The 22798-nt window shown below is 71.6% G+C and carries 18 protein-coding genes and 2 pseudogenes; 6 read left to right on the top strand and 14 right to left on the bottom strand.

From position 1 onward, the window contains the following. Positions 1 to 120 precede the first annotated feature (120 nt). From BFF78_RS24575 to rsmI, 3 genes and pseudogenes are all read right to left on the bottom strand, one after another. Positions 121 to 1016: pseudogene (locus BFF78_RS24575) on the bottom strand (TatD family hydrolase). A gap of 47 nt (positions 1017 to 1063) precedes the next feature. Beyond that, positions 1064 to 1462, bottom strand: coding sequence for a hypothetical protein (locus BFF78_RS24570; RefSeq protein WP_069780373.1), 399 nt, complete (start codon positions 1460 to 1462; stop codon positions 1064 to 1066). A 262-nt stretch (positions 1463 to 1724) separates the two neighbouring features. Next, positions 1725 to 2573, bottom strand: coding sequence for a 16S rRNA (cytidine(1402)-2'-O)-methyltransferase (rsmI, locus tag BFF78_RS24565; protein ID WP_069780372.1), 849 nt, complete (start codon positions 2571 to 2573; stop codon positions 1725 to 1727). A 160-nt stretch (positions 2574 to 2733) separates the two neighbouring features. On the opposite strand from rsmI, the gene BFF78_RS24560 reads away from it, so the two are divergent. Together BFF78_RS24560 and BFF78_RS24555 are read left to right on the top strand one after the other, a co-directional pair. Further along, positions 2734 to 4482, top strand: a complete 1749-nt coding sequence (locus tag BFF78_RS24560) for a dolichyl-phosphate-mannose--protein mannosyltransferase (protein WP_069780371.1) — start codon at positions 2734 to 2736, stop codon at positions 4480 to 4482. Positions 4483 to 4733: 251 nt separating this feature from the next. Beyond that, the gene (locus BFF78_RS24555) at positions 4734 to 6404 is read left to right on the top strand and encodes a penicillin-binding transpeptidase domain-containing protein (RefSeq protein WP_069780370.1); all 1671 of its coding nucleotides are present in this window, start codon (positions 4734 to 4736) and stop codon (positions 6402 to 6404) included. On the opposite strand, the gene BFF78_RS24550 is transcribed toward BFF78_RS24555, so the two are convergent. Beyond that, positions 6405 to 6743 (bottom strand): SsgA family sporulation/cell division regulator, encoded by a 339-nt coding sequence (locus tag BFF78_RS24550; RefSeq protein WP_069780369.1) that lies wholly within the window; start codon positions 6741 to 6743, stop codon positions 6405 to 6407. Between the two features lie 185 nt (positions 6744 to 6928). On the opposite strand from BFF78_RS24550, the gene BFF78_RS24545 reads away from it, so the two are divergent. The 3 genes from BFF78_RS24545 to BFF78_RS24535 all read left to right on the top strand — a co-directional run bounded on the left by BFF78_RS24545 (position 6929) and on the right by BFF78_RS24535 (position 9189). After that, on the top strand, positions 6929 to 7390 hold the full coding sequence (locus BFF78_RS24545; RefSeq protein ID WP_069780368.1) for a MarR family winged helix-turn-helix transcriptional regulator: 462 nt from the start codon (positions 6929 to 6931) through the stop codon (positions 7388 to 7390). Between the two features lie 107 nt (positions 7391 to 7497). Next, a complete protein-coding gene (locus BFF78_RS24540) occupies positions 7498 to 7944 on the top strand; it encodes an organic hydroperoxide resistance protein (protein ID WP_069780367.1) in 447 nt (148 codons plus the stop codon). A gap of 84 nt (positions 7945 to 8028) precedes the next feature. Further along, positions 8029 to 9189, top strand: coding sequence for a serine hydrolase domain-containing protein (locus BFF78_RS24535; RefSeq protein WP_069780366.1), 1161 nt, complete (start codon positions 8029 to 8031; stop codon positions 9187 to 9189). Positions 9190 to 9260: 71 nt separating this feature from the next. On the opposite strand, the gene BFF78_RS24530 is transcribed toward BFF78_RS24535, so the two are convergent. The 6 genes and pseudogenes from BFF78_RS24530 to BFF78_RS24505 form a co-directional block, all read right to left on the bottom strand. Further along, positions 9261 to 9536 (bottom strand): DUF1876 domain-containing protein, encoded by a 276-nt coding sequence (locus BFF78_RS24530; RefSeq protein ID WP_069783788.1) that lies wholly within the window; start codon positions 9534 to 9536, stop codon positions 9261 to 9263. Between the two features lie 55 nt (positions 9537 to 9591). Continuing rightward, positions 9592 to 10482 (bottom strand): NAD(P)-dependent oxidoreductase, encoded by an 891-nt coding sequence (locus BFF78_RS24525; RefSeq protein ID WP_069780365.1) that lies wholly within the window; start codon positions 10480 to 10482, stop codon positions 9592 to 9594. Positions 10483 to 10536: 54 nt separating this feature from the next. Next, a pseudogene (locus tag BFF78_RS24520) lies at positions 10537 to 11383 on the bottom strand (EamA family transporter). Continuing rightward, on the bottom strand, positions 11380 to 11895 hold the full coding sequence (locus BFF78_RS24515; protein ID WP_069780364.1) for a YbaK/EbsC family protein: 516 nt from the start codon (positions 11893 to 11895) through the stop codon (positions 11380 to 11382). Before BFF78_RS24515 ends, BFF78_RS24520 begins: the two are co-directional and overlap by 4 nt. Before the next feature lie 146 nt (positions 11896 to 12041). Next, positions 12042 to 14267 (bottom strand): MMPL family transporter, encoded by a 2226-nt coding sequence (locus BFF78_RS24510; protein WP_069780363.1) that lies wholly within the window; start codon positions 14265 to 14267, stop codon positions 12042 to 12044. Positions 14268 to 14370: 103 nt separating this feature from the next. Next, positions 14371 to 14976 carry a TetR/AcrR family transcriptional regulator gene (locus tag BFF78_RS24505; RefSeq protein WP_069780362.1) on the bottom strand — a complete coding sequence of 202 codons (606 nt, stop codon included), beginning with the start codon at positions 14974 to 14976 and terminating at the stop codon, positions 14371 to 14373. A gap of 155 nt (positions 14977 to 15131) precedes the next feature. Here BFF78_RS24505 and BFF78_RS24500 point away from each other — a divergent pair, with 155 nt between their 5' ends. Continuing rightward, positions 15132 to 18746: a S41 family peptidase gene (locus BFF78_RS24500; RefSeq protein WP_069780361.1), complete on the top strand. Its 3615-nt coding sequence runs from the start codon at positions 15132 to 15134 to the stop codon at positions 18744 to 18746. An 87-nt stretch (positions 18747 to 18833) separates the two neighbouring features. On the opposite strand, the gene BFF78_RS24495 is transcribed toward BFF78_RS24500, so the two are convergent. The 4 genes from BFF78_RS24495 to BFF78_RS24480 form a co-directional block, all read right to left on the bottom strand. After that, a complete protein-coding gene (locus BFF78_RS24495) occupies positions 18834 to 19109 on the bottom strand; it encodes a hypothetical protein (protein WP_069780360.1) in 276 nt (91 codons plus the stop codon). 117 nt (positions 19110 to 19226) lie between these two features. Continuing rightward, positions 19227 to 20111 (bottom strand): SDR family oxidoreductase, encoded by an 885-nt coding sequence (locus BFF78_RS24490; RefSeq protein ID WP_069780359.1) that lies wholly within the window; start codon positions 20109 to 20111, stop codon positions 19227 to 19229. Beyond that, entirely contained in the window at positions 20108 to 21043 is a 936-nt protein-coding gene (locus BFF78_RS24485; protein ID WP_069780358.1) for an alpha/beta fold hydrolase, read from the bottom strand. The genes BFF78_RS24490 and BFF78_RS24485 overlap by 4 nt, the downstream gene beginning before the upstream one ends. After that, positions 21040 to 22611, bottom strand: coding sequence for a flavin-containing monooxygenase (locus BFF78_RS24480; protein WP_069780357.1), 1572 nt, complete (start codon positions 22609 to 22611; stop codon positions 21040 to 21042). Before BFF78_RS24480 ends, BFF78_RS24485 begins: the two co-directional genes overlap by 4 nt. Positions 22612 to 22798: the final 187 nt, after the last annotated feature.

The raw sequence follows: 22798 nt of genomic DNA, 5'->3' as shown, positions 1-22798 counted from the left end.
AGGTGCCAGAGGGGTCTGGATCGGGCCCCCAGAACCTAGCGGAGCGGTCGTCGCTCTCCAAAGCGACTCGACTACGTACTGTTGCCCGTCGAGTGTGCGCCCAGTGCTCGAACAGAAGGCTCAGTAGCCGAAGGCGCGGGCGGTGTTCGTGGCGAGCGCGGTCGCGAGCGCGTCCTCGTCGATGCCGCGCACGGCGGCCATCGCGCGCACCGTGACGGGGATCAGGTACGGCGCGTTGGGGCGCCCGCGGTACGGCGCCGGGGTCAGGAAGGGCGCGTCGGTCTCCACGAGGACCAGCTCCAGCGGGGCGACGGCGAGGGCGTCCCGGAGGTTCTGGGCGTTCTTGAAGGTGACGTTGCCGGCGAAGGACATGTAGTAGCCCTCGCGGGCGCAGATCTCCGCCATCCCGGCGTCGCCCGAGTAGCAGTGGAAGACGGTGCGCTCGGGGCGCCCTCCTCCTTCAGGACGCGCAGGACGTCGGCGTGGGCGTCCCGGTCGTGGATGACGAGCGCCTTGCCGTGCCGCTTGGCGATCTCGATGTGGGCGCGGAAGGACCGCTCCTGGGCCGCCTTGCCCTCGGGGCCGGTGCGGAAGTAGTCCAGGCCCGTCTCGCCGACGCCCTTGACCTGGGGCAGCCCGGCGAGCCGGTCGATCTCGGCGAGCGCCTCGTCCAGCGCCGCCTGACCGCCGGGCTCCCGGGCGCCCTGCCGTGACCAGCCGTCGGGGTCGCCGTGGACGATCCGCGGGGCCTCGTTGGGGTGGAGGGCGACGGCGGCGTGGACGCCGTCGTACGCGGCCGCGGTCTCGGCGGCCCACCTCGAGCCCTTGATGTCGCACCCGACCTGGACGACCGTCGTCACACCGACCGACGCGGCCTTCGCCAGGCCCTCCTCGACGGTGCCGGACTGCATGTCGAGGTGGGTGTGCGAGTCGGCGACCGGAACCCGCAGCGGCGCCGGAAGCGGCGGTGCGGCGTTCTTGTCGCCCTGGGCGGTCTGGTCGGCGTTCGAAGGCATGCCCCGATCCTACGAAAGGGGCATGCCGTCACCGGCCGGTGATCCGCTCAGCCGGCCTTGCGCTGGAAAGGGTGGAGGAGATCGGACAGGTGCCAGTGGTGCGGCTCCTTGGGCTGCGCGGGCACCTCGGGCGCCTCGACCGGGCCCGCGAGCGGCACGCTGTGGCGCCGCTCCGCGGTGCCGCACACCGAGGAGACCTGCCCCGCGCGCATGATCCGCACGACGTGGCCGTCGCAGTTCTGGCAGCTGGGCCGGCTCAGCGGCGACGGCACGACCCGGCCGTCGGCCACGTACAGCACGAACTCCTGCCCTTCGGCGTCCGTGTGGTGCTCTATCTCGTACGACTGCTCCCAGCCGTGCCCGCACCGCATGCACGCGAACGCATACGACTCGTGAACGACGGCTGTGGCCGTACCGCGGGGGCCGGACTGCCCGATCTCACTCATGCCAGCTCCTCTTGTCCGCTGGACAAGCGCCCCTCAACGGGGCGTCTCTTCACCCAGTGGACGCCTTCACCAGCGCGGACGCACCAGGGCTGTCGAGTGTTGGAGGCGATTTGAGTCTTCCTTGCCGAAAAGCCCCCGGTCGGCCCCGTTTCCCTTTGCCATCGGCGACAGCCCTTTGCCGTCCCATGGCCCGTGCGCTCACCCGAGAACGGCCCTGCTCAGAGGGGGTGTGAACGCAAGCTGCCGGGCGGACGAACCCCCGTCACCCACCGGAACGCTTCGCGGCGACCACGGCGTCGAAGACGACCCTCTTCGGTATCCCCGCCTCTACGGCCACCGCGGCGATCGCCTCCTTGCGCCGCTCCCCCGCTTCCTCCCGCACCCGGACCCTTCGCACGAGTTCCTCCGCGTCCAGTTCCTCCGGCCCGCTCTCCGGCGCGCCCTCGACCACCACGGTGATCTCCCCGCGCACCCCCTCCGCGGCCCACCGCGCCAGCTCGGCCAGCGGACCGCGCCGTACCTCCTCGTAGGTCTTGGTCAGCTCCCGGCAGACGGCGGCCCGCCGGTCCGCGCCGAAGACCTCGGCCATGGCGGCGAGGGTGTCGTCGAGCCGGTGCGGGGCCTCGAAGTACACGAGCGTGCGCCGCTCGGCCGCGACCTCCCGCAGCCGGGACAGCCGCTCTCCCGCCTTGCGCGGCAGGAAGCCCTCGAAGCAGAACCGGTCGACGGGCAGCCCGGACAGCGCGAGCGCGGTGAGCACGGCGGACGGCCCCGGTACGGCGGTGACCCGGATGTCCTTCTCGACGGCCGCCGCGACCAGCCGGTAACCGGGGTCGGAGACGGACGGCATCCCGGCGTCGGTCACGAGCAGCACGCGCGCGCCGCCGAGCAGCTCCTCGACCAGCTCCGGCGTACGGGCGGATTCGTTGCCCTCGAAGTACGACACCACGCGGCCCTTGGGCGTGACGCCGAGGGCCTGGGTGAGCCGGCGCAGCCGCCGGGTGTCCTCGGCGGCGACCACGTCGGCGCCGGCGAGCTCCTCGGCGAGCCGGGGCGGCGCGTCCGCGATGTCGCCGATGGGGGTACCTGCCAGGACAAGGGTTCCAGTCACACCCCCATCCTCCCAGCAACCACTGACAGCCCCACCGGCGACGACGGGCGGCCGGCCCCACCGCCGCCCCGCCCACCGCCGCACCCGGGACAACGACCGCATCCCGGCCGGTACCGCCCATGCACGGGACTCGCACAGAACGGTTCCCTACGATGGCGCGGTGACCAGTACCGCGTCCTCCATGGACCTACGGCAGGGCCAGGCGCCGCATGACCGGCGGCCGTCCTGGCAGCAGCGGCTGCGCAGATTCGGGTACGTAGCGGCCCAGGACGCCCCCGCGGGCGACGTACGCGACCGGCTGGTGCCCCCGTTCACCGAGCCGGGCCCCCGGCTGTGGCAGGCGCTCGGCGTGTCGCCGGTCCTGGCCGAGCGGGTCACCCGCTGGTCCGGATGGGGCGGCCCGCTGCTGGTGACGCTGATGGCGGGCCTGATGCGGTTCTGGAACCTGGGCAGCCCGCGCGCGGTGATATTCGACGAGACGTACTACGCCAAGGACGCCTGGGCGCTCGTCCACCGCGGTTTCGAGGTCAACTGGGACAAGAACGCCAACGACCTGGTGCTGCGCACGCACGGCCATCTCGCGATCCCGACGGACGCGTCGTACGTCGTGCATCCGCCGGTCGGCAAGTACGTCATCGGGCTCGGCGAGCTGATGTTCGGGTTCGACCCGTTCGGCTGGCGGTTCATGACCGCGCTGCTGGGCACGCTGAGCGTGCTGCTGCTGTGCCGGATCGGGCGCCGGATGTTCCGTTCGACGTTCCTCGGCTGCCTCGCGGGCGCGCTGATGGCGGTGGACGGGCTGCACTTCGTGATGAGCCGGACCTCGCTGCTCGACGGCGTGCTGATGTTCTTCGTGGTGGCCGCGTTCGGCTGTCTGGTCATCGACCGGGACCGGTCACGGGAGAGACTGGCCGCGGCCCTGCCCGCCGACGCCGACGGCCGGGTCCGCCCGCACGCGCGCGTGGCCGACACGTTCCGCTTCGGACCGCGCCCCTGGCGCTGGGCGGCCGGGCTGATGCTGGGCCTGGCCATCGGCACGAAGTGGAACGGCCTGTACATCCTGGTCGCGTTCTGCGTGATGGCGGTGCTGTGGGACGTCGGCACGCGCCGGACGGCCGGCGCCCGGCACCCGTACGCGGCGGCCCTGAAGTACGACACGGGCATCGCCTTCCTTGCGACGGTCCCGGTGGCGATCGCCGTCTACCTCCTCTCCTGGCTCGGCTGGATCCTTTCCCCGACGAACGGCACCGGCGGCTACTTCCGCAACTGGGCGGCCACCGACGGCAAGGGCGGCAGCTGGACCTTCCTGCCGGACTGGCTGCGCAGCCTGTGGCACTACGAGCACGAGGTGTACGAGTTCCACGTCGGCCTGACCTCCCCGCACACCTACCAGTCCAATCCGTGGAGCTGGATCGTGCTGGGCCGCCCGGTGTCGTACTTCTACGAGTCCCCGAACCCCGGCGTCGACGGCTGCCCTTCGGACGCCGGCCAGAAGTGCGCCCGTGAGGTGCTGGCGATCGGCACTCCGCTGCTGTGGTGGGCGGCCTGTTTCGCGATCCTGTACGTGCTGTGGCGGTGGGCGTTCCGCCGCGACTGGCGTGCCGGTGCCATCGCGTGCGGTATCGCGGCCGGTTACCTGCCCTGGTTCATGTACCAGGAACGGACGATCTTCCTCTTCTACGCGGTCGTCTTCCTGCCCTTCCTGTGCCTGGCGGTGGCGATGATGATCGGTGCGATCATCGGCCCGCCGGGCTCCTCCGACACCCGCCGGGTCGTCGGCGCCTCGGCCGCGGGCGTCCTGGTCCTGCTGATCGCCTGGAACTTCATCTACTTCTGGCCCCTTTACACCGGTACCGCCATCCCCATCGACCAGTGGCGGTCGCGGATGTGGCTGGACACCTGGGTCTGAGGCCGTGGTTCGGCGGCCGGCCGCTGCTCCACGCGCGCGTGCCCGGGCCGTTTCCCGCCACGCGCGCGTGCCGGGGGCGCTGCCCTTTCCGTGCGCGTGCCGGGGGCGCTCGTCCGGCGCGGAATGTCGCAACCGTGCTACGGATCGGCCGCCGACATCACCCTCCAAGGTGGGGACCTTAAGGTGAGTGCGGTCGTTGAGGAGTGTGAGGGCTACCGGGAGCCTGGAGAAGGCACGGAGGAACTGAGGCTGTGGGCAAGAGAAGGCGCGTCGCCGAGCGACGGAGGACCACCCGACCCGCCGTGGTCGGCGGGCTGATCGCCGTGGTCGTCGGCGGCACCGGTTTCGGCGTCTACGCGCTGACCGGCGGCGGGGCGGCGGCCGACGAGCCGAGGTCCGCCACGGCCGACCACAAGGCCGTCAAGACCGGCCCGCTCAGCACCGCGGAGGTCCGCGCGGCCTCCACCAGCTTCCTCACCGCGTGGCAGCAGGGCAGGTTCACCGAGGCGGCCGCCGCCACCGACGACGCCTCCGCCGCGGCCAAGCTGCTCACCGGCTACGCCAAGGACGCCCATCTGAAGGACGTCACGCTCACCACCGGCACGCCGACGGGCGAGGAGGTGCCGTTCTCCGTCAAGGCGACGGTGTCGTACCAGAAGCTCAGCAAGCCGCTGGCGTACGGCAGTTCGCTGACCGTGGTGCGGCGGCCCAGCGACGGCAAGCCGCTGGTCGACTGGCACTCCTCCGTCGTCCACCCGGACCTGAAGGACGGCGACACGCTCGTCACCGGCGAGTCCGGCACCCCGCCGATCAAGGCGCTGGACCGGGACGGCGGCGAGGTGACCACCGCCAAGTACCCCTCCCTGGGCGCGGTGCTGGACGGGCTGCGGGAGAAGTACGGCAAGACGGCGGGCGGCAAGGCCGGCATCGAGCTGCGTGTGGTGCGCGGTGCGGCCTCGCAGAAGGCCCAGCTGTCCGACAAGACGCTCGTGGAACTGAGCAAGGGCACGCCGGGCACGGTGAAGACGACGCTGAGCCCCACCCTCCAGGCGGCGGCCGAGCAGCAGGTCGGCAAGCGGTCGAAGGCCTCCGTGGTCGTCGTACGGCCCTCGACCGGTGAGATCCTCGCGGTCGCCAACAGCGAGCACGGCTTCAACGTCGCCTTCCAGGGCTCCCTCGCACCCGGCTCCACGATGAAGATCGTGACGTCGACCATGCTGTTCGAGAAGAAGCTCATCACCCCGGACGCCTCGCACCCCTGCCCCAAGACGTACAAGCTGGCCGGCTGGACGTTCCACAACGACGGCGACTCCGAGATCAAGAAGGGCACGTTCAAGCAGAGCTTCGGAGCCTCCTGCAACAACGCCTTCATCGACTTCGCGCCCAAGCTGTCCGACAACGACCTGACGCAGGAGGCCCAGCAGGTCTACGGCCTCGGCATGGACAACTGGGCCATCGGCGTCCCGTCGTTCGACGGCGCGGTCCCGGTGCAGAGCGGCGCGCAGATGGGCGCCTCGCTGATCGGGCAGGGCGGAGTGCGCATGAACCCGCTGAACATGGCGTCCGTGGCGGCCACGGTCGAGTCGGGCGCCTTCCACCAGCCGTACCTGGTGTCCCCCTCGGTGGACAACCGCACGCTGGCGAAGGCCGCCCGCACCCTGTCGGCGAAGACGCAGTCCCAGCTGAAGGAGGTCCTGCGGTTCACCGCGGACTACGGCACGGCGGCCAAGGCGATGGCGGGCATGAGCGGCGACTACGGCGCCAAGACGGGCTCCGCCGAGGTCGACGGACAGAAGAAGCCGAACGGCTGGTTCACCGCCTACAAGGGCGATCTGGCCGCCGCGGGCGTGGTCCAGGCGGGCGGCCACGGCGGCGACACGGCCGGCCCGATCGTGGCGGCCCTGCTCAAGACGGGCGGCTGATCAGCTCCGTACCGGCTCGGCCGTATAGGTCCGGCGCAGGAATCTCAGCAGCGCCTTCGAGTCGAACTGGACCACTTCGACACCGTTGTCAGAGTGGAACTCGACGACGGCCTGCACACGGCCGCACGGCCACACCCGTACCGCGCCGCTCTCGGCCGGTGCCCGCAGTCCTCGTTCCAGCAGCGCGCGCGAGAAGGTCCACTCGTGGGGGCCCGGCAGGCCGACCCGGACCGACCGTGGATCGCGGTCGGGGTCGTACCGGAGTACCACCGGTACGGCTCCCGGGTCCTCCTCGTCCGTGACGATATGGGCGCGCGCGTACTGCTCGATCACAGACATCGGACCGCCCTTTCACCCTGCGTGACCCATACGAAAGCTATGCCTCCGCTTCCTCTCCAATGTCGCATATTTTCCGGTTCCCGCCTCGACGAGATGCAACACCTCGCCCTCGCGTGCACAGAATCCGCGCGCACGGGTCGACGACTGCCGTTCGGCTTCGGGCCGCGGTCCGCGACAATGGGCGCGTGACGAACGAGGACCGCGCCGTGGAAGGGTCGCTGCTGCTGGACGACCAGCTGTGCTTCGCGCTGTACGCCGCACAGCGCGCCGTGACCGCCGCATACCGCCCGCTTCTGGACGACCTCGGGCTCACCTATCCGCAGTACCTCGTGCTGCTGGTGTTGTGGCAGCGCGGCGAGACCAGCGTGAAGGAGCTTGCGGGCGCCCTGCGCCTGGACTACGGGACCGTCTCGCCGTTGCTGAAGCGGCTGGAGGGGGCGGGTCTGGTGCGCAGGGAGCGCGCGGTGGGCGACGAGCGCTCGGTGCTCGTCACGTGCACCGGGCGCGGCGAGGAACTGAGGGAGCGCGCTGCGCGCGTACCCGGCGCACTTCTCACCACGACGGGTCTCGGCGCGCAGGAGGTCGCACGGTTGCGCGAGGAGTTGTGGAAGCTCACCGAGCGCGCCGCCGCGGCGGCCGACCGCTGATCTCGGGTTACCCCCGGTTGCCACCCCCTGGCTCCCACTGCTGACCTACCGGCCAGTACCTTGTGCACGATGTACTTGTGCGCCACTTGTTCCGGGGGAGGCCGGCCATGACCGAGGACACCGCTGTCGACACCCGTCCCACGAAGATCATGTACGTCGCCGAGGCCACCGCCCACGGCGGCCGTGAGGGCTATGTCACCAGCCAGGACGGCCGGCTCGAACTGAAGGTCGCGATGCCTTTGGAGCTGGGCGGCGACGGCAACGGCACCAACCCGGAACAGCTGTTCGCGGCCGGTTACAGCTCCTGCTTCCACAACGCGCTCATCCTGGTCGGCAACCGCGCGGGCTACGACCTGACCGGCTCCACGGTCGCCGCCAAGGTCGGCATCGGCCCGAACCGGCACCGCGGCTACGGCCTCGCGGTCGCCCTGAGCGTCTCCCTGCCGGTGCTGGACCCGGACGTGGCGGCCCGGCTGGTGGACGCCGCGCACGAGGTCTGCCCGTACTCCAATGCCACGCGCGGCAACATCGACGTAACGATCCTGCTGGGCTGATCCCACCGAGGAATCACAGGCGCGCAGCCGCTGTTGCACCCACCGTCGCAGGTGATGGGACCGTGATCGAAAGGGACGGCGGACGTGGACGTGAACGGCACAGTGGCCGAGGGCTTCGAGCCGGTCAGGGAGGCGTTCGCAGCGAACTTCGCCCTGCTCGCAGAACGCGGCGCGGCCGTCGCCGTGTACCGCGACGGGCACAAGGTCGTCGACCTGTGGGCCGGCACCAGGGATGTGGACGGTACGGCGCCCTGGGAGCCCGGGACCGCGCAGATCGTGCACTCCGCCACCAAGGGCGTCGCCGCCGCCGCGCTCCTGCTCCTGCACCAGCGCGGCGAGCTGGACCTGGACGCCCCGGTCGGCACGTACTGGCCCGAGTACAAGGCGGCCGGCAAGGAGCACACCCTCGTGCGGCACCTGCTGGCCCACCGCGCGGGCGTGCCCGTGCTGGACCGCCCGCTGACCCCCGCCGAGGCCGCCGACCCCGACCTCGGCGCCGCGGCCGTCGCCGCGCAGACGCCGGTATGGGAGCCGGGCACGGACCACGGCTACCACGCCCAGACCTACAGCTGGCTCACCGGCGAGCTGATCCGGCGGATCACCGGCCGCCCGGCCGGCGAGTGGATCGCGGACGAGATCGCGCGTCCGGCCGGCGCGGATCTGTGGCTCGGCCTGCCGGAGCCGGAGCACGCGCGCGCGGGCCGCGTCGGCCCCGTCGAGGCACCCGAAGCGGTGGGCGGCCTGAAGCTGCGCCCCAAGCGTGCGGTGGCCGAGGCGTACGCCGACCCGGACTCGCTGACCCGGCGCGCGTTCGCCGCGATCACCCCCTTCCCCGACGAGAACGACCCCGCCTACCGCTCGGCCGCCCTGCCCGCCTCCAACGGCATCGCCACCGCCGACGGGCTGGCCCGCTTCTACGCCTCGCTCATCGGCGAGGTGGACGGCGGCACCCGGCTGTTCACCCCGCGGACGGCGGAACTGGCCCGCGCCGAGCAGTCCGCCGGACCGGACCGGGTCCTGGTGGTCGGTACCCGGTTCGGCCTCGGCTACATGCTGCACGGCGCGGCGTCCCCGCTGCTCTCCCCCGGCTCCTTCGGCCACCCGGGCCGGGGCGGCCCGCTCGCGTTCGCCGACCCGGACAGCGGCATCGCCTTCGGTTATGTCACCAACGGCTTCCGCAAGGGCGTGACGGCGGACCCGAGGGCGCAGGCGTTGGTGCGGGCGGTACGCACGGCGCTCGCATAGGCGCTTGGGCAGGACTGTGCGCCCCGGCGCACGCCCCTGCACGCAGACGCGGGGTCATACGGTGCGCGCTGTCACACGTTGATCGTGTGCGAGGTCCGTCCGGACGCCGCGTCGATCTCGTCGTGTGCCTTGGTCAGCAGTTGCATGGCCAGTTCGTTGAGGGCACGTGCACCGGCTATCTCCTCGCCGACCCTCGGCTGGTTGGCGTCGACGTTGTGCCGGGTGGCGTGGCCGTGCGCCCGTACCTCGCTTCCGTCGGGCAAGCGCACCAGGGCCGCCGCCTTCGTGTGCTGATCATCCTCCTTGAACTCCAGCTCTATGTGCCATCCCACAGCGGTGTGCATCATGACGATCACCTCCGAAAACCCTTGCCTCCAGGGTGCGCCACGGCACCCCGGCCCGTCATGTCGACGCCTCGGTGCCGAAGCTGGCGAAGTACGCGGCGGCCATGTCCTCGTCCCCGTGGCCCTGCGCGGCGGCGCGGGCGAACCGTTCCGCGGCGGCTTCGGCGACGTCCAGCCGTACGCCGCCCCGCTCACCCGCCTGCACGATGAGCCGGGCGTCCTTCTCCGCGGTGGCCACCGCGAACGACGGCGGGGTCAGCTTGCCGTCGAGCACCAGGGCCGACTTCGCGCGCAGGTATCCCATGTCGAGCGGACCGCCCTCGATGAGGTCGAAGAAGCCCTGCGGGTCCACGCCGAGGGCCCGGGAGAGGGCGAGGACCTCGCCGGCCGCCGCGGTGGCCGCGAGCACCCAGCTGTTGGCGACCAGCTTCAGCCGGCTGGCGCTGCCCGCGCCGCCGTCGGTCCCGGTCCACATGGTCTTCGCGCCGACCGCGTCGAAGACGGGCGCGACCGTCTGCCGCCCCTCCTGCGGCCCGGCGGCCAGCACGGTCAGCTGACCGGCCTCGGCGGGCTGCCTGGTGCCGAGGACGGGTGCGTCGTAGAAGACCAGTCCGTGCTCGCCGGCGAACGCGGCCAGGTCGGTGACCAGCTCGATCCCCGCGGTGGTGCACTGCGCCCACACCATGCCGGGCCGCAGTGCCGGTGCGGCCTCGCGCATGACGTCCAGCGCGGTGTTGCCGTCGTACAGCATCGTCAGGACGACGTCGGCGCCCTCGACGGCCCCGGCCGGGGTGTCCGCGATCCGTGCACCGTCGGCGGCGAGCGGCTCGGCCTTCTCACGCGTCCGGTTCCACGCGCGCACCTCCAGCCCCGCGCGGCACAGATTCCGAGCCATCGCGGCCCCCATGATGCCGGTGCCCAGGACGCTGACGGTCGGCTTGTCGGTCATTGAGGGCTCCCTGTCGTCCGGTTGCTGCCCACTTCTCCCTACCGGACTACCCGGCTACCCGGCGTGCAACATCAACCCGATCCCCACCACCAGCAGCCCGGCCGCCGCGATCCGGGGTGCGCCGAAGCGCTCCTTGAAGACGATCGCGCCGATCGCGGCGCCGACGATGATCGAGGACTCGCGCAGCGCGGCGATCGGGGCCAGTTCGGCGCGGGTCTGGGCCCACAGGACCAGGGCGTACGCGGAGACGGACAGGGCCGCGCCGAGGAGGCCTACGGCGGCGTGGGGGCGCAGCAGCCGGACGGTGTCGGCACGCGCGCGTGCGTACATGTAGCCCGGGACGACGACTCCCTGGACGGCCATGAGCCAGGCGATGTATCCGAGCGGCGAGTGCGCGGCCCGTACGCCCAGGCCGTCGATCACCGTGTACGCCGCGATTGTCAGCCCGGTCGCGAGGGCCGCGGAGATCGCCGCCCAGTTGGGCCGGCTGCCGCGCAGCCCCCACAGGCTGACGCCCATGAGCCCCACGCAGGACACGGCGATCCCGGCCAGCGCCCAGCCGTCGGGCACCTCGTTGCGCGAACACGGCGGCCAGCACGGTGACGACGAGGGGCGCGCTGCCGCGTGCGAGGGGGTACGCCTGGCCGAAGTCGCCGAGCCGGAAGGAGGTCATCAGCAGGACGTAGTAGACGATGTGCACGACGGCCGAGGTCAGCAGGTACGGCCAGGCGGGCCCCGCCGGGAACGCGGCGAACGGCACGATCGCGAGCCCGATCAGCAGCCCGCCCCCGGAGATCAGGGTGAAGCCGACCAGCTTGTCGGTGATGCGGTGCGCGATGGCGTTCCAGCTGGCGTGGGTGACCGCGGCGAGCAGAACGGCGGCCGTGACCAGGGGCGTCACGCGGTCTGCTCGCGCACGTCCACCAGGTCGGCACCGGCGTGGGCCACGAGTGCCTTGGGCTCGATCGGGAAGACGGTGTGCGGCGTTCCGGCGGCCGCCCAGACCACGTCGTGGGCGAGCAGCGAGCGGTCGGCGAGGACACGCGTGCGCGTGCGGTGCCCGAAGGGCGGGACGCCACCGATGGCGTAGCCGGTGGCCTCGCGTACGACACCGGCGCCGGCCCGGGTGACCTCGCCGGCGCCCAGTTCCCTCCGCACCCGCTCCACGTCCACGCGTGAGGCCCCGTCCATGAGGACCAGCACCGGCGCCCCGTCGGCGGCGAAGATCAGCGACTTGCAGATCTGGCCGAGTTCGCACCCGATGGCCGCGGCGGCCTCGGCGGCGGTCCGGGTCGCCTCCGGGAACCGCCTGGTCCGCCGGAGCACGTCGTCGAGGCCGAGCGCGCGCAGCGCCTCGGCGAAACGGGGGTGGGCTCCCCATTCGTCGGCGTCAGTGGCGGCTGTCGTCGTCATGCCGGGCACGCTACGCCATCGCCCGAGCCCCGCTCATCGGGTTTTCGCCACTCAGAAGGCACTTCGGGCAGGCAGAAGGCCGGTGAGGGTGCAGGCCCGTCCCCACGGGCACCCTCACCGGCCGGTCCGGTGTCAGCGGCGGTACGTCAGGCCCGTACCAGCTCCCGCTCCTCGTCGGGATCGGCGTCCTTGCGGCCCGCGTCGGTCTGCGTGCGCAGCCCCTCGCCCTCGACGTCGACGTTGGGCAGCGCCCGGTCGAGCCACTTCGGCAGCCACCAGGCCCGCCTGCCGAGCAGGGCGAGCACCGCCGGGACGATGGCCATGCGGACGATGAACGCGTCGAAGAAGACGGCGATCGCGAGGCCGAAGCCGATCATCTTGACCATCGAGTCGCTGGAGCCCATGAAGCCGGAGAAGACGGCGATCATGATGACGGCGGCGGCGGTCACGACGCGTGCGCCGTACCTGAAGCCCGTCACCACCGCCTGGCTGGGCTTCTCGCCGTGCACGTACGCCTCCCGCATCCGGGTCACGAGGAAGACCTCGTAGTCCATCGCGAGGCCGAAGACGACCCCCACCATGAAGATCGGCATCATCGACATGACCGGACCGGTCTGCTCGACGTTCATCAGGCCGGACAGCCAGCCCCACTGGAAGACCGCGACGACCGCGCCGAGGGCCGCGAGCACGCTGAGCAGGAAGCCGAGGGCCGCCTTCAGCGGGACGAGGACCGAGCGGAAGACCACGATCAGCAGCAGGAACGCGAGGCCGACCACCAGCGCCAGATACGGCAGCAGCGCGTCGTTCAGCTTCTGCGAGACGTCGATGTTCATCGCCGTCGAGCCGGTGACCAGGACCTTGGAGCCGGTCTCCGCGGCGATGTCCGCGCCCTTGTCGCGGATGGTGTGCACCAGGTCCTGGGTCGTCTGGGAGGACGGCTTGGACTTGGGTACGACGGTGATCGTCGCGGTGTCACCGGCCTTGTTGGGCATGGCCGGGGTGACCGTGACGACGTCGTTCAGGCCCTTGATCTCGTCGCCGACCTTGGTGAACGCCGTCTTGGGGTGCGCGCTGCCCTTGGCGTCGACCACGACCATCAGCGGGCCGTTGAAGCCCGGTCCGAAGCCCTCGGAGAGCAGGTCGTAGGCGCGGCGCTGGGTGGTGGAGGTCGGCTGGGAGCCGTCGTCGGGCAGGCCCAGCTCCAGGGAGGCCGCCGGGATCGCCGCCGCGCCGAGGCCGAGCACGCCGAGCAGCAGGACGGCGACCGGGCGCCGTACGACGAAGCTCGCCCAGCGGGTGCCCATGTTGGGGCGGCCCGGCTTCTTCGGCGTACGGCCGCCGCCGAGCAGCTTGCTCTTCTGGCCGGCCGGCTTGACCCTGCGGCCCGCGTAGCCGAGCAGCGCCGGGATCAGCGTGAGGGCGATCAGGACGGCGATGGCGACCGTGCCCGCCGCCGCGACGCCCATCTTCGTCAGCATCGGGATGTTGACGACCGACAGGCCGACCAGGGCGATGACCACGGTGAGGCCGGCGAAGACCACCGCCGAGCCCGCGGTGCCGACGGCCCGTCCGGCCGCCTCCTCGCGCTCGCGGCCCTCGGCCAGTTCGGCGCGGTAGCGGGAGACGATGAACAGGGCGTAGTCGATGCCGACGGCCAGGCCGATCATCGAAGCCAGGGTGGACGTCGTGGAGCCGAGGTCCAGGGCGCTGGCGAGCGCGGTGATCGTGGAGACGCCGATGCCGACCCCGATGATGGCGGTGAGCAGCGGGAATCCGGCCGCGAGCAGGGAGCCGAAGGTGATGACGAGGACGACGGCGGCGATCGCGATGCCGATTGCCTCGCTGGAGCCGGTCTCGGGGGTCGCGTTGAGCGCGTCACCGCCGATCTCGACGGTCAGCCCGGCATCCCGCGCGTGCTGGGCGGCTTCCTTCAAGGCGTCCTTGGAGGAGTCCTTCAGCTCCATGCCGGAGACCTGGTACTTCACCGAGGCGTAGGCGATCGAGCCGTTCTGGCTGACGGTGTGCCCGGCGTAGGGGTCGGCGACGGAGGTGACCTCGGAGCCGCTTCTCAGCTCCTTGACGGTCTTCTCGACGGCCGCCTTGTTGCCGGCGTCGGTCATCTTCTCGCCGCCGGGCGCCTTGAAGACGATCCGCGCGGTGGCGCCGCCGGCGTTCATGCCGGGGAAGCGCTGGTCCAGCAGGTCGAAGGCCTTCTGCGCCTCGGTGCCGGGGATGGAGAAGGAGGTGTTGCCGGCGGCCGGCGCGGAGGCGGCGCCCACCCCGGCGAGGGTGAGCAGCGCGACCCATATGAGGGCGACGAAGTGCCGTCGCCGGAAGGCGAGACGGCCTAGCTTGTAGAGATACGTGGCCACGGAGCCGTACTCCCGGTCAGGTCGTGGGGTTCATCAGGGCAGGGGTGATCAGCCCGACGACGTGAGCGGTGACGTCAGGTGGTGGGCTTGGTCGGGGAGAGGTTCAGCCGGTGGGGACGCCGAGGGCGGGGAGGACCACGGCGTCGATGTATGACAGGAGGAAGGCCTGCGTCGGCGGCTGCTCGTCGAGCAGGGTGCGGGCGGCGAACGCGCCGATCATCATGTGCATCACGTAGTCGATCGCCGGGTTGTCCGCGCGGACCTCGCCGCGGTCGATCGCCCGTTGCAGCACACGGCGCAAGGCCGCCAGCTCCGGTTCGATGAGATGGTCCTTGAACGCGCGCAGCAGGTCCGGGTTGCCGTGGACGGCCATCGCCAGGCCCCGCATCAGCGCGGAGTTCTGCTCCATCTCGCAGTCGTCCGAACGCAGGGTGAGGGCGTGCAGGTCGCTCCTGAGCGACCCGGTGTCGACCTCGTCGGCGGGGCCGCCCGGCTTGTTGTGCCGCACCGCCTTCGCGACCAGCTCGGCCTTGCCGCCCCACTGGCGGTAGAGCGTGGCCTTGCTGGACCGGGTGCGGGCGGCGACGGCGTCCATGGTGAGGGCGTCGTAGCCGACCTCGCGGAGCAGGTCGAGCACGGCCTCGTACAACTCGGCCTCGCGCTCGGGCGTGATCCGACTGCGACGCGCCGTTGCGACGGCCTCGGTCATGCCACTCACCTTCCCACTCCGCAGCCTCCTGCTTCGTACACCATGAAGATACCCTGAGGCACGTACGAAACGAAACCGTTTCGTACGTGTCTTGGGTCACGGATGTGAGCGCCGCATAAGTTGCTGGGCCCCAGCGGGCGGAAAAGCATGGGGAGGTGAGCTATCTGCGCTTTCCCCACCTCAGCGGCGACCTGCTGTGCTTCGTGGCCGAGGACGACCTCTGGCTGGCCCCTCTCGACGCCCCGGGCCGGGCCTGGCGGCTCACCGCGGACCGCACGAAGACCGGGCACCCGCGCTTCTCGCCCGACGGCCGCCGGATCGCGTACACCGGCTGGCACAGCCTCGTGCCCGAGATCCACCTCGTCGGCGTCGACGGCGGCCCCGAGCGGCAGCTGACGTACTGGGGCAGCTCGGACACGCAGGTCTGCGGCTGGGACCCGGACGGGCACATCCTGGCGGTCGCCTCCCACGGCCAGCCCTTCTCCTACTTCACCTGGGCCTACAAGGTCCCCACCGACGGCGACCCCGGCGGGCGGCTGCCCTGGGGCCCGGTGGCGGACATCCAGGTCGCCGACGTCGACGGCGAGCACAAGACCCTCCTGCTCACCGGCACCCCGCCGCACGAACCGGCCTCCTGGAAGCGCTACCGCGGCGGCGCCACGGGCCGCCTCTGGCTGCACGGACGGCAACTCGTGCCCGGCATCGGCGGCCATCTGGACTGCCCGATGTTCGTCGCGGGCCGGATCGCCTTCCTGTCCGACCACGAGGGCGTCGGCAACCTCTACTCCTGCGCCCACGACGGCACCGATCTGCGCCGCCACACCGACCACGACGCCTTCTACGCCCGGCACGCCTCCAGTGACGGCACGCGCGTGGTCTACCAGTGCGCGGGCGACCTGTGGCTGGTGGACGACTTCTCCCCGGATGCCGTACCGCGCAAGCTCGACGTCCGTCTCGGCGGCCCGGCCACCGGGCGCCGCCGCTACCAGGTGCCGGCCGCGCAGAACATCGACGGCATCTCCGTGGACGAGACCGGCCGGGCCAGCGCCGTCGTCGTACGCGGCAGCCTGTACTGGCTCACCCACCGCGACGGCCCCGCCCGTACGATCACCGACACGCCCGGCGTGCGGGTACGGCTGCCGGAGATGCTGGGCACGACCGGCCAGGTCGCCTACGTCACCGACGCGGAGGGCGAGGACGCCGTCGAGATCGCCCAGCTGCCCCGCGCGACCGGCGACCGCGCCACGCGCCGGGTGGCCTCCGGCGCACTGGGCCGCGTCCTGGAGATGGCCTGCGATCCCGAGGGCGAACGGCTGGCAGTCGCCTCGCACGACGGGCGGCTGCTGCTGATCGACGTGGCGGAGGAGGAGGCCACGGACACGGGGGCCGGCGAGGGCGGCGGGGGTTCCGGAGAGGTCGGCGAGGGTGGCGAGGGCGGCGAGAATTCCGGGAAGGCCGGCGAGGCCAGCGAGGCCGGCGAGAATTCCGGGGAGGTCGGCGGGCCCGGCGAGGGCTCCGGAGAGACCGGCGAAGGCCGCGAGGATTCCGGAGAGACCGGAGACGGCGGCGTGGGTTCCGGAGAAACCGGAGAGGCCGGCGAGGGCGGCGAGGGCTCCGGAGAAACCAGCGAAGGCCGCGAAGGCTCCGGAGAAACTAGCGAAGGCCGCGAAGGCTCCGGAGAAACCGGAGACGGCCACGTGGGTTCCGGAGAATCCCGAGACGACGGCGCTGGATACGCAGGCGGTGCGGGCGGACATGTCACCGAGTTGATCCGGTCCGTCAACGGCCCCGTCCGCGACCTCGCCTTCTCCCCGGACGGCGCCTGGCTCGCCTGGTCCCATCCGGGCATCGGCCGCTCGCTGCGCCAGATCAAGCTGGCCCGGATCAAGGACCGGCTGATCGTGGACGTGACCAACGGCCGCTTCGAGGACGAGAACCCCGTCTTCACCCGCGACGGCCGCTATCTCGCCTTCCTCTCCTGGCGCGGCTTCGACCCGGTGTACGACGTCCACACCGGCGACCTGTCCTTCCCGCTCGGCTGCCGCCCCTACCTCGTCCCGCTGAACTCGGCGACCCCCTCCCCCTTCGCCCTGAACCCCGAGGGCCGTCCGGCGGCCGGCGGGCTCGACCCGGTCGAGGAGGAGGAGACGGGCGAGGCCGGCACGGTGACCGTGGAGGTGGAGGGCCTGGCGATGCGGGTCACGCCGTTCCCGGTGATCGCCTCCAAGTACTCCGCGCTGTGCCCGGTCGCCGGCGGCGGCCTGGTCTGGCTGCGCTGGCCGATCTCCGGCGCGCTCGGCGAGACCTTCGTCAATCCAGCCGACATCAGCGGCCGCCCCACCCTGGAGTACTTCAACATCACCAAGGCGAAGAAGTCCGAACTGGTCGACCACCTGGACTGGTTCGCGGTCAGCGGCGACGGTACCCGGCTGGTCGTGGTGGACGAGGGCGACCTGCGTGCGGTGCCCTCCGCGGAGATGGGCGACAGCGACACGACCGTCTGGATCGACCTGCGCCGCATCCTGCACGTGGTCGACCCGCCCGCCGAATGGCGCCAGGCCTACGACGAGGCGGGACGGATCATCCGCGCCTACTTCTGGGACCCGGGCATGAGCGGCCTCGACTGGGACGCGGTGCTCGACCAGTACCGGCCGTTCGTCGAACGGGTCGCCTCCCCCGACGAGTTCGCCGACCTGCTGCGCGAGGTCCTCGGCGAGCTGTGCACCTCGCACGCCTACGTCACCCCCGCCCGCCGCAACGAGGGCCCGCCCCACTACCAGCGCTGGCAGGGCCTCCTCGGCACCAACTTCGTCCAGCGCGACGGCCGTTGGCTGGTCAAACGCATCCTCGCCGGCGACTCCTCCGACTCCAAGGCCCGCTCACCGCTGGCCGGCACCGGCATCCGCGAGGGCGCGATCCTCACCCACGTCGACGGCCGCCCGGTCGATCCGGTGACCGGACCGTATCCGCTCCTCGCCGGCTCCGGCGGTACGACCGTGGAGCTGACGTTCACCCCGGCGCAAGGGGAGCCGGGCCGGGCCCGCCGGGTCGCCGTCGTCCCGCTCATCGACGAACGGCCGCTGCGCTACCAGGACTGGGTCGCCAAACGCCGTGCGGTCGTACGGGAGTTGAGCGGCGGCAAGTGCGGCTACCTGCACATCCCCGACATGGGCGGCTCCGGCTGGGCCCAGTTCAACCGCGACCTGCGCATGGAGGTGTCCCGGCCCGCCCTCATCGTGGACGTACGCGGCAACGCGGGCGGCCACATCAGCGAACTCGTCATCGAGAAGCTGACCCGGACGATCCTGGGCTGGGACCTGACGAGGGACGCACAACCGGTGTCGTACACCTCGAACGCGCCGCGGGGCCCGGTCGTGGCCCTCGCCGACGAGGCGACGTCGTCGGACGGCGACATGATCACCGCTGCGTTCAAGCTGCTGAAACTCGGCCCGGTGGTCGGCCAGCGCACCTGGGGCGGCGTGGTCGGTATGACCGGCCGCCACCGCCTCGGCGACGGCACGGTCATCACGGTCCCGATGAACGCGGCCTGGTTCGACGCCTATGGCTGGTCCGTGGAGAACCACGGCGTCACCCCGGACCTGGAGATCATGCGCACCCCCCTGGACTGGGCCGAGGGCCGGCACGCCCAACTCGACGACGCGGTCCAACTGGCCCTGGAGCTGCTGGAGTCCAACCCGGCGGCCATTCCCCCCGACTACACCGAGGTCCCCAACCACGCCCGCCCGAAGCTCCCCCCGAGGCCCAGCTGACATCGAAGGGGCGCGGGGAACAAACGCAGGGCGCCCTCCAAGAAGAAGGGCGCCCCACGCCGACCCGGCCAAAGCCGAGCGCAGCGACTACGCGTCGTAGTCCCGGTCGAACCGGTCTTCCATCTCCTGCTCCGTGTCCTCGATGTCGCGCATGTTCTGGCGACCACGCTCGGACGCCGGCTGCTGCCCCTGCTGGCCGCGCTGCTGCTGACCACGCTGCTGCTGGCCGCGCGGCTGCTGACCCTGCTGGCCACGCTGCTGCTGACCGCGCTGGCCGGCACGCTCACGGCCCTCGTTCAGCTTGTCCTTGGCCTTGTTCTGCCAGTCGTTGGCCTGGTCCTGGAACTGGTCCTTCATACCCATGTGGGTTCACTCCTGTGGTGAGTGAGGGTGGGGGCGAACCCCTCGTGAGACCCTCGGTGAGACCCCTAGGTGGGGCCTCGACCAGATTCACACGGGCGACCACGGAGCGCATGTGGATCAGTTACGGTGGGTTGCGCGCGCCGCTTCGTCGGCCGCCCCACCTGCGCCGACGAGCCCCGAGCGCATCCCCTGGAGCCGGGGCGCGAACCGTTTCATCTCGCGCTGCCCGACCGTCCCGATGAGCGCCGGCAGATACCCGCGCACGCCCTGCATGCCGCGCAGCCACCACTGCCCGTACACATGCGCCGAGCGCCGCTCGATCCCGGCGACCAGCCGGTCCACCGCCGGTCCCAGCGGGTACGTCTTGTTCGACGGCCACGGCAGCCGCTGCCTGAGCTCGCGCATGACGTCGTCCTGGTCGGCGCCGCGCACCATGTCGGTGTCGGTCCAGGACAGATACCCGACGCCGACGCGCACGCCCTGGTAGCCGACCTCGGCGCGCAGACTGTGCGCGTACGCCTCCACGCCCGACTTGGACGCGCAGTACGCCGTCATCATCGGTGCCGGGGTGATCGCGGCGAGCGAGGCGATCTGGAGCAGATAGCCCCGGCTCTCCACCAGCACCGGCAGGAACGCCCGCGCGGTCACCGCCGAACCGATCAGGTTCACCTCGATCACCCGCCGCCAGGCCTGCGGATCGGAGTCGGCGAACGGACCGCCCGTCGCCACACCGGCGTTGGCCACCACGATGTCGACCTTCCCGAACCGGGCCTTCACCTCCTGCGCGACCCGGCTCATCGTCTCGTGGTCGGTGACGTCGGCGTACCAGTGGGCGCTGTCGCTGTGCAGGCGCGAGGAGACCTCCTTGAGCGCCTCCTCCTCCAGCCCGACCAGCGCGATCTTCGCGCCGCGGGCGGAGAGCTTGCGCGCCAGCAGCTCACCGACCCCGCGCGCCGCCCCGGTGACGACCGCGACCTGCCCTTCGAGGCCGACCCTGCTCATGCGCCCTCCTTGATCTGCGCGGGGGTGGCCCCCGTGACATACGTGGTGACGAGCTCCCGGATCCTGGCGGTCACCAGGTCGGGGGCCTCGATCGGGGTCATGTGGCCGACGCCGGTCAGCTCGGTGAGGCCGACGCAGTGCGGCAGCTCGGCGACCAGCGCGCGGGCGTGCACGGGGGGCGTGAGCCGGTCGGAGGCGCCGTGCACGATGGCGGTGGGCGCGTGCAACTCCCGTACGCCGTGGTCGAGATCGAGCGCTTCGAGCACGCGCGCCCAGGCGTGGCGCGCGGCGCGCGGGCAGGCGTGCACGATCCGTGCGCACGCCTCCACCATGTGCGGGGCGGAACCGGCGCCCATGGTGGCGTACTTGAGGATCCTCTTCGCGACCGGCGTGACCGGCCCCAGCGGGGCGCGCGAGCCGAGGATGCGCCCGGTGATCCAGGTGCGGACCCGCCCGGCGCGCCATGGCACCACGCGCGCCTCCGCGACCAGCCGAGAGCTGCCGGTGCTGCACAGCAGGACGGCGGCGGCGTGTTCCCGGAAGCGGGGGCGCGTGGCCGCGGCCATGACCGTCATCCCGCCCATGGAGTGGCCGACGATCAGCGCCTTCTCCCCGCGTGCGAGCGTCTGCGCGAGCACCGCTTCGAGGTCGTCCGCCAGCGCGTGGGTGGTGCACGCGGGGCTCGCGGGACTGCGCCCGTGCCCCCTCTGGTCGTATGCGATCACCCGGTGGTCGGCCGCCAGGTCCCGTATCTGCGCGGCCCAGAAGGCGGTCGAGCAGGTCCAGCCGTGGGAGAGGACGACAGGGGGCGCGTTCTCGGGGCCGTGCACCTCGACGTGCAGGCGCGCGCCGTCGGCGGAGACGACGATGAGCTCGTGGGAGGGGGTGGGCGGGGCGTACGGGCCTGAGGCCACGGAGGCGAGCCGGCTCATGCGGCGCCCTCGCTCTGCGGCACGGCGGCCACCGTCTTCTGCACGGCCGTACCGGCCTGCTGGCCGTCGGACTTCCTCAGGATCTCGTACTCCCCCAGGTCCACCCGCCGCGTCGCGCGCCGGAACTCGGATGTCGTACCGGGCCAGATGGTGGTGTTCCGGCCGCTCGCGTCCAGGTACCAGCTGGTGCAGCCGCCGGTGTTCCACACGGTGCGCTTCATGCGCTCCTGGACCGTGCGGTTCCAGTCCTCGACGGCCGCGGGCCGGGCATCGAGGGCCGTACGGCCTCCCCCAGTGCCTTGAGGGCCTGGGGGGACCCCCAGGACGTCCAGTTGCCGCAGATAGTCGGCCATGTAGTTCAGCTGGGACTCGATCATGAGGATCATGGAGGAGTTCCCGAGGCCGGTGTTGGGCCCGATGATCGTCATCCAGTTGGGGAAGCCGGCGGCCGCGGCGCCGCGCAGCGCCTGCATGCCGTTCTTCCAGGACTCGGCGAGCGTGCGGCCCTCCGCCCCGACCACCCGCTCGGCGATCGGCAGGTCCGTGACGTGGAAGCCCGTACCGAAGATGATCGCGTCGACCTCGGCCTCGGTGCCGTCGGCCGCGATGACGGTCGACCCGCGGATCTCGGTCAGCCCGCCGGCGACGACGTCCACATTCGGCTTGGCCAGCGCCGGGTAGTACGTGCTGGACAGCAGGATCCGCTTGCAGCCGATGCGGTAGTCCGGGGTGAGCTTGGCGCGCAGGGCCGGGTCCTTGATGGCGCGCGCCATGTTGCGCTTGGCTAGCTGCTCGACGAGTCCGAGTTCGTCTGGGTGCTTGGTGAACGCCTGCACCTGAAGTTCCCGGATACCCCACAGCAGGCCGCGCCTGAGCTGGGTGGTGAGGGGCACAGCCCGGTGCAGCCGGCGCTCGACGCCGCTGATGGCGCGGTCGACGCGGGGCATGACCCATGGCGGGGTGCGCTGGAAGAGGGTGAGCCGGGCGGCCTGCGGCTGGATGGAGGGCACGATCTGGATGGCGGAGGCGCCGGTGCCGACCATGGCGACGCGCTTGCCGCGCAGGTCGTAGTCGTGGTCCCAGCGGGCGGAGTGGAACACCTTGCCCGGGAAGGACGCGAGGCCCGGGATCTCGGGGATCTTCGGGTCGGACAGCGGCCCGGTCGCGGAGACGACGACGTCGGCGGAGAGCGAGCCGCGCGTGGTCTCGATGTTCCACCGCAGGTTCTCGGCGTCCCAGCTCATCAGCTTGACCTCGGAGTCGAAGCGGATGTGCGGGCGCAGGCCGAAGAGGTCGGTGACGTGCTCCAGGTAGGCGCGGATGTGCCGTTGCCCGGAGAAGGTGCGCGGCCAGTCGGGGTTCGGCGCGAAGGAGAAGGAGTAGAGGTGGGAGGGCACGTCACAGGCGCACCCGGGGTAACTGTTGTCCCGCCAGGTGCCGCCGACACTGTCCGCCCGCTCCAGGACGACGAAGTCGGTGATCCCTTCGCGGCGCAGCCGCACGGCGGCCCCCAGCCCGCCGAACCCGGACCCGATCACCGCCACCCGTACATGCTCGTGCTCGGCCATCCCGAAGCCTCCACGCATCACCTTGGACTCTGCCAGTGAACACTGGCGCAATGGGACTGTAGAGCAGCTCCGTACCGAGCGGTAGGGGTCGGAAAAGGAAAGTTACCGGCGGTACAACATAGGCTTCGGGCGTGGCAGAGGACGCTGAACACCCGGAGGTACGGCCCCAGGCACCGCGCGAGTACCG

Origin of the sequence: Streptomyces fodineus (assembly GCF_001735805.1) — a bacterium.
In the GTDB taxonomy this organism is placed as follows: domain Bacteria; phylum Actinomycetota; class Actinomycetes; order Streptomycetales; family Streptomycetaceae; genus Streptomyces; species Streptomyces fodineus.
The sequence above is the reverse complement of the archived record's forward strand: the minus strand, read 5'-3'. Positions and strand labels throughout refer to the sequence as shown.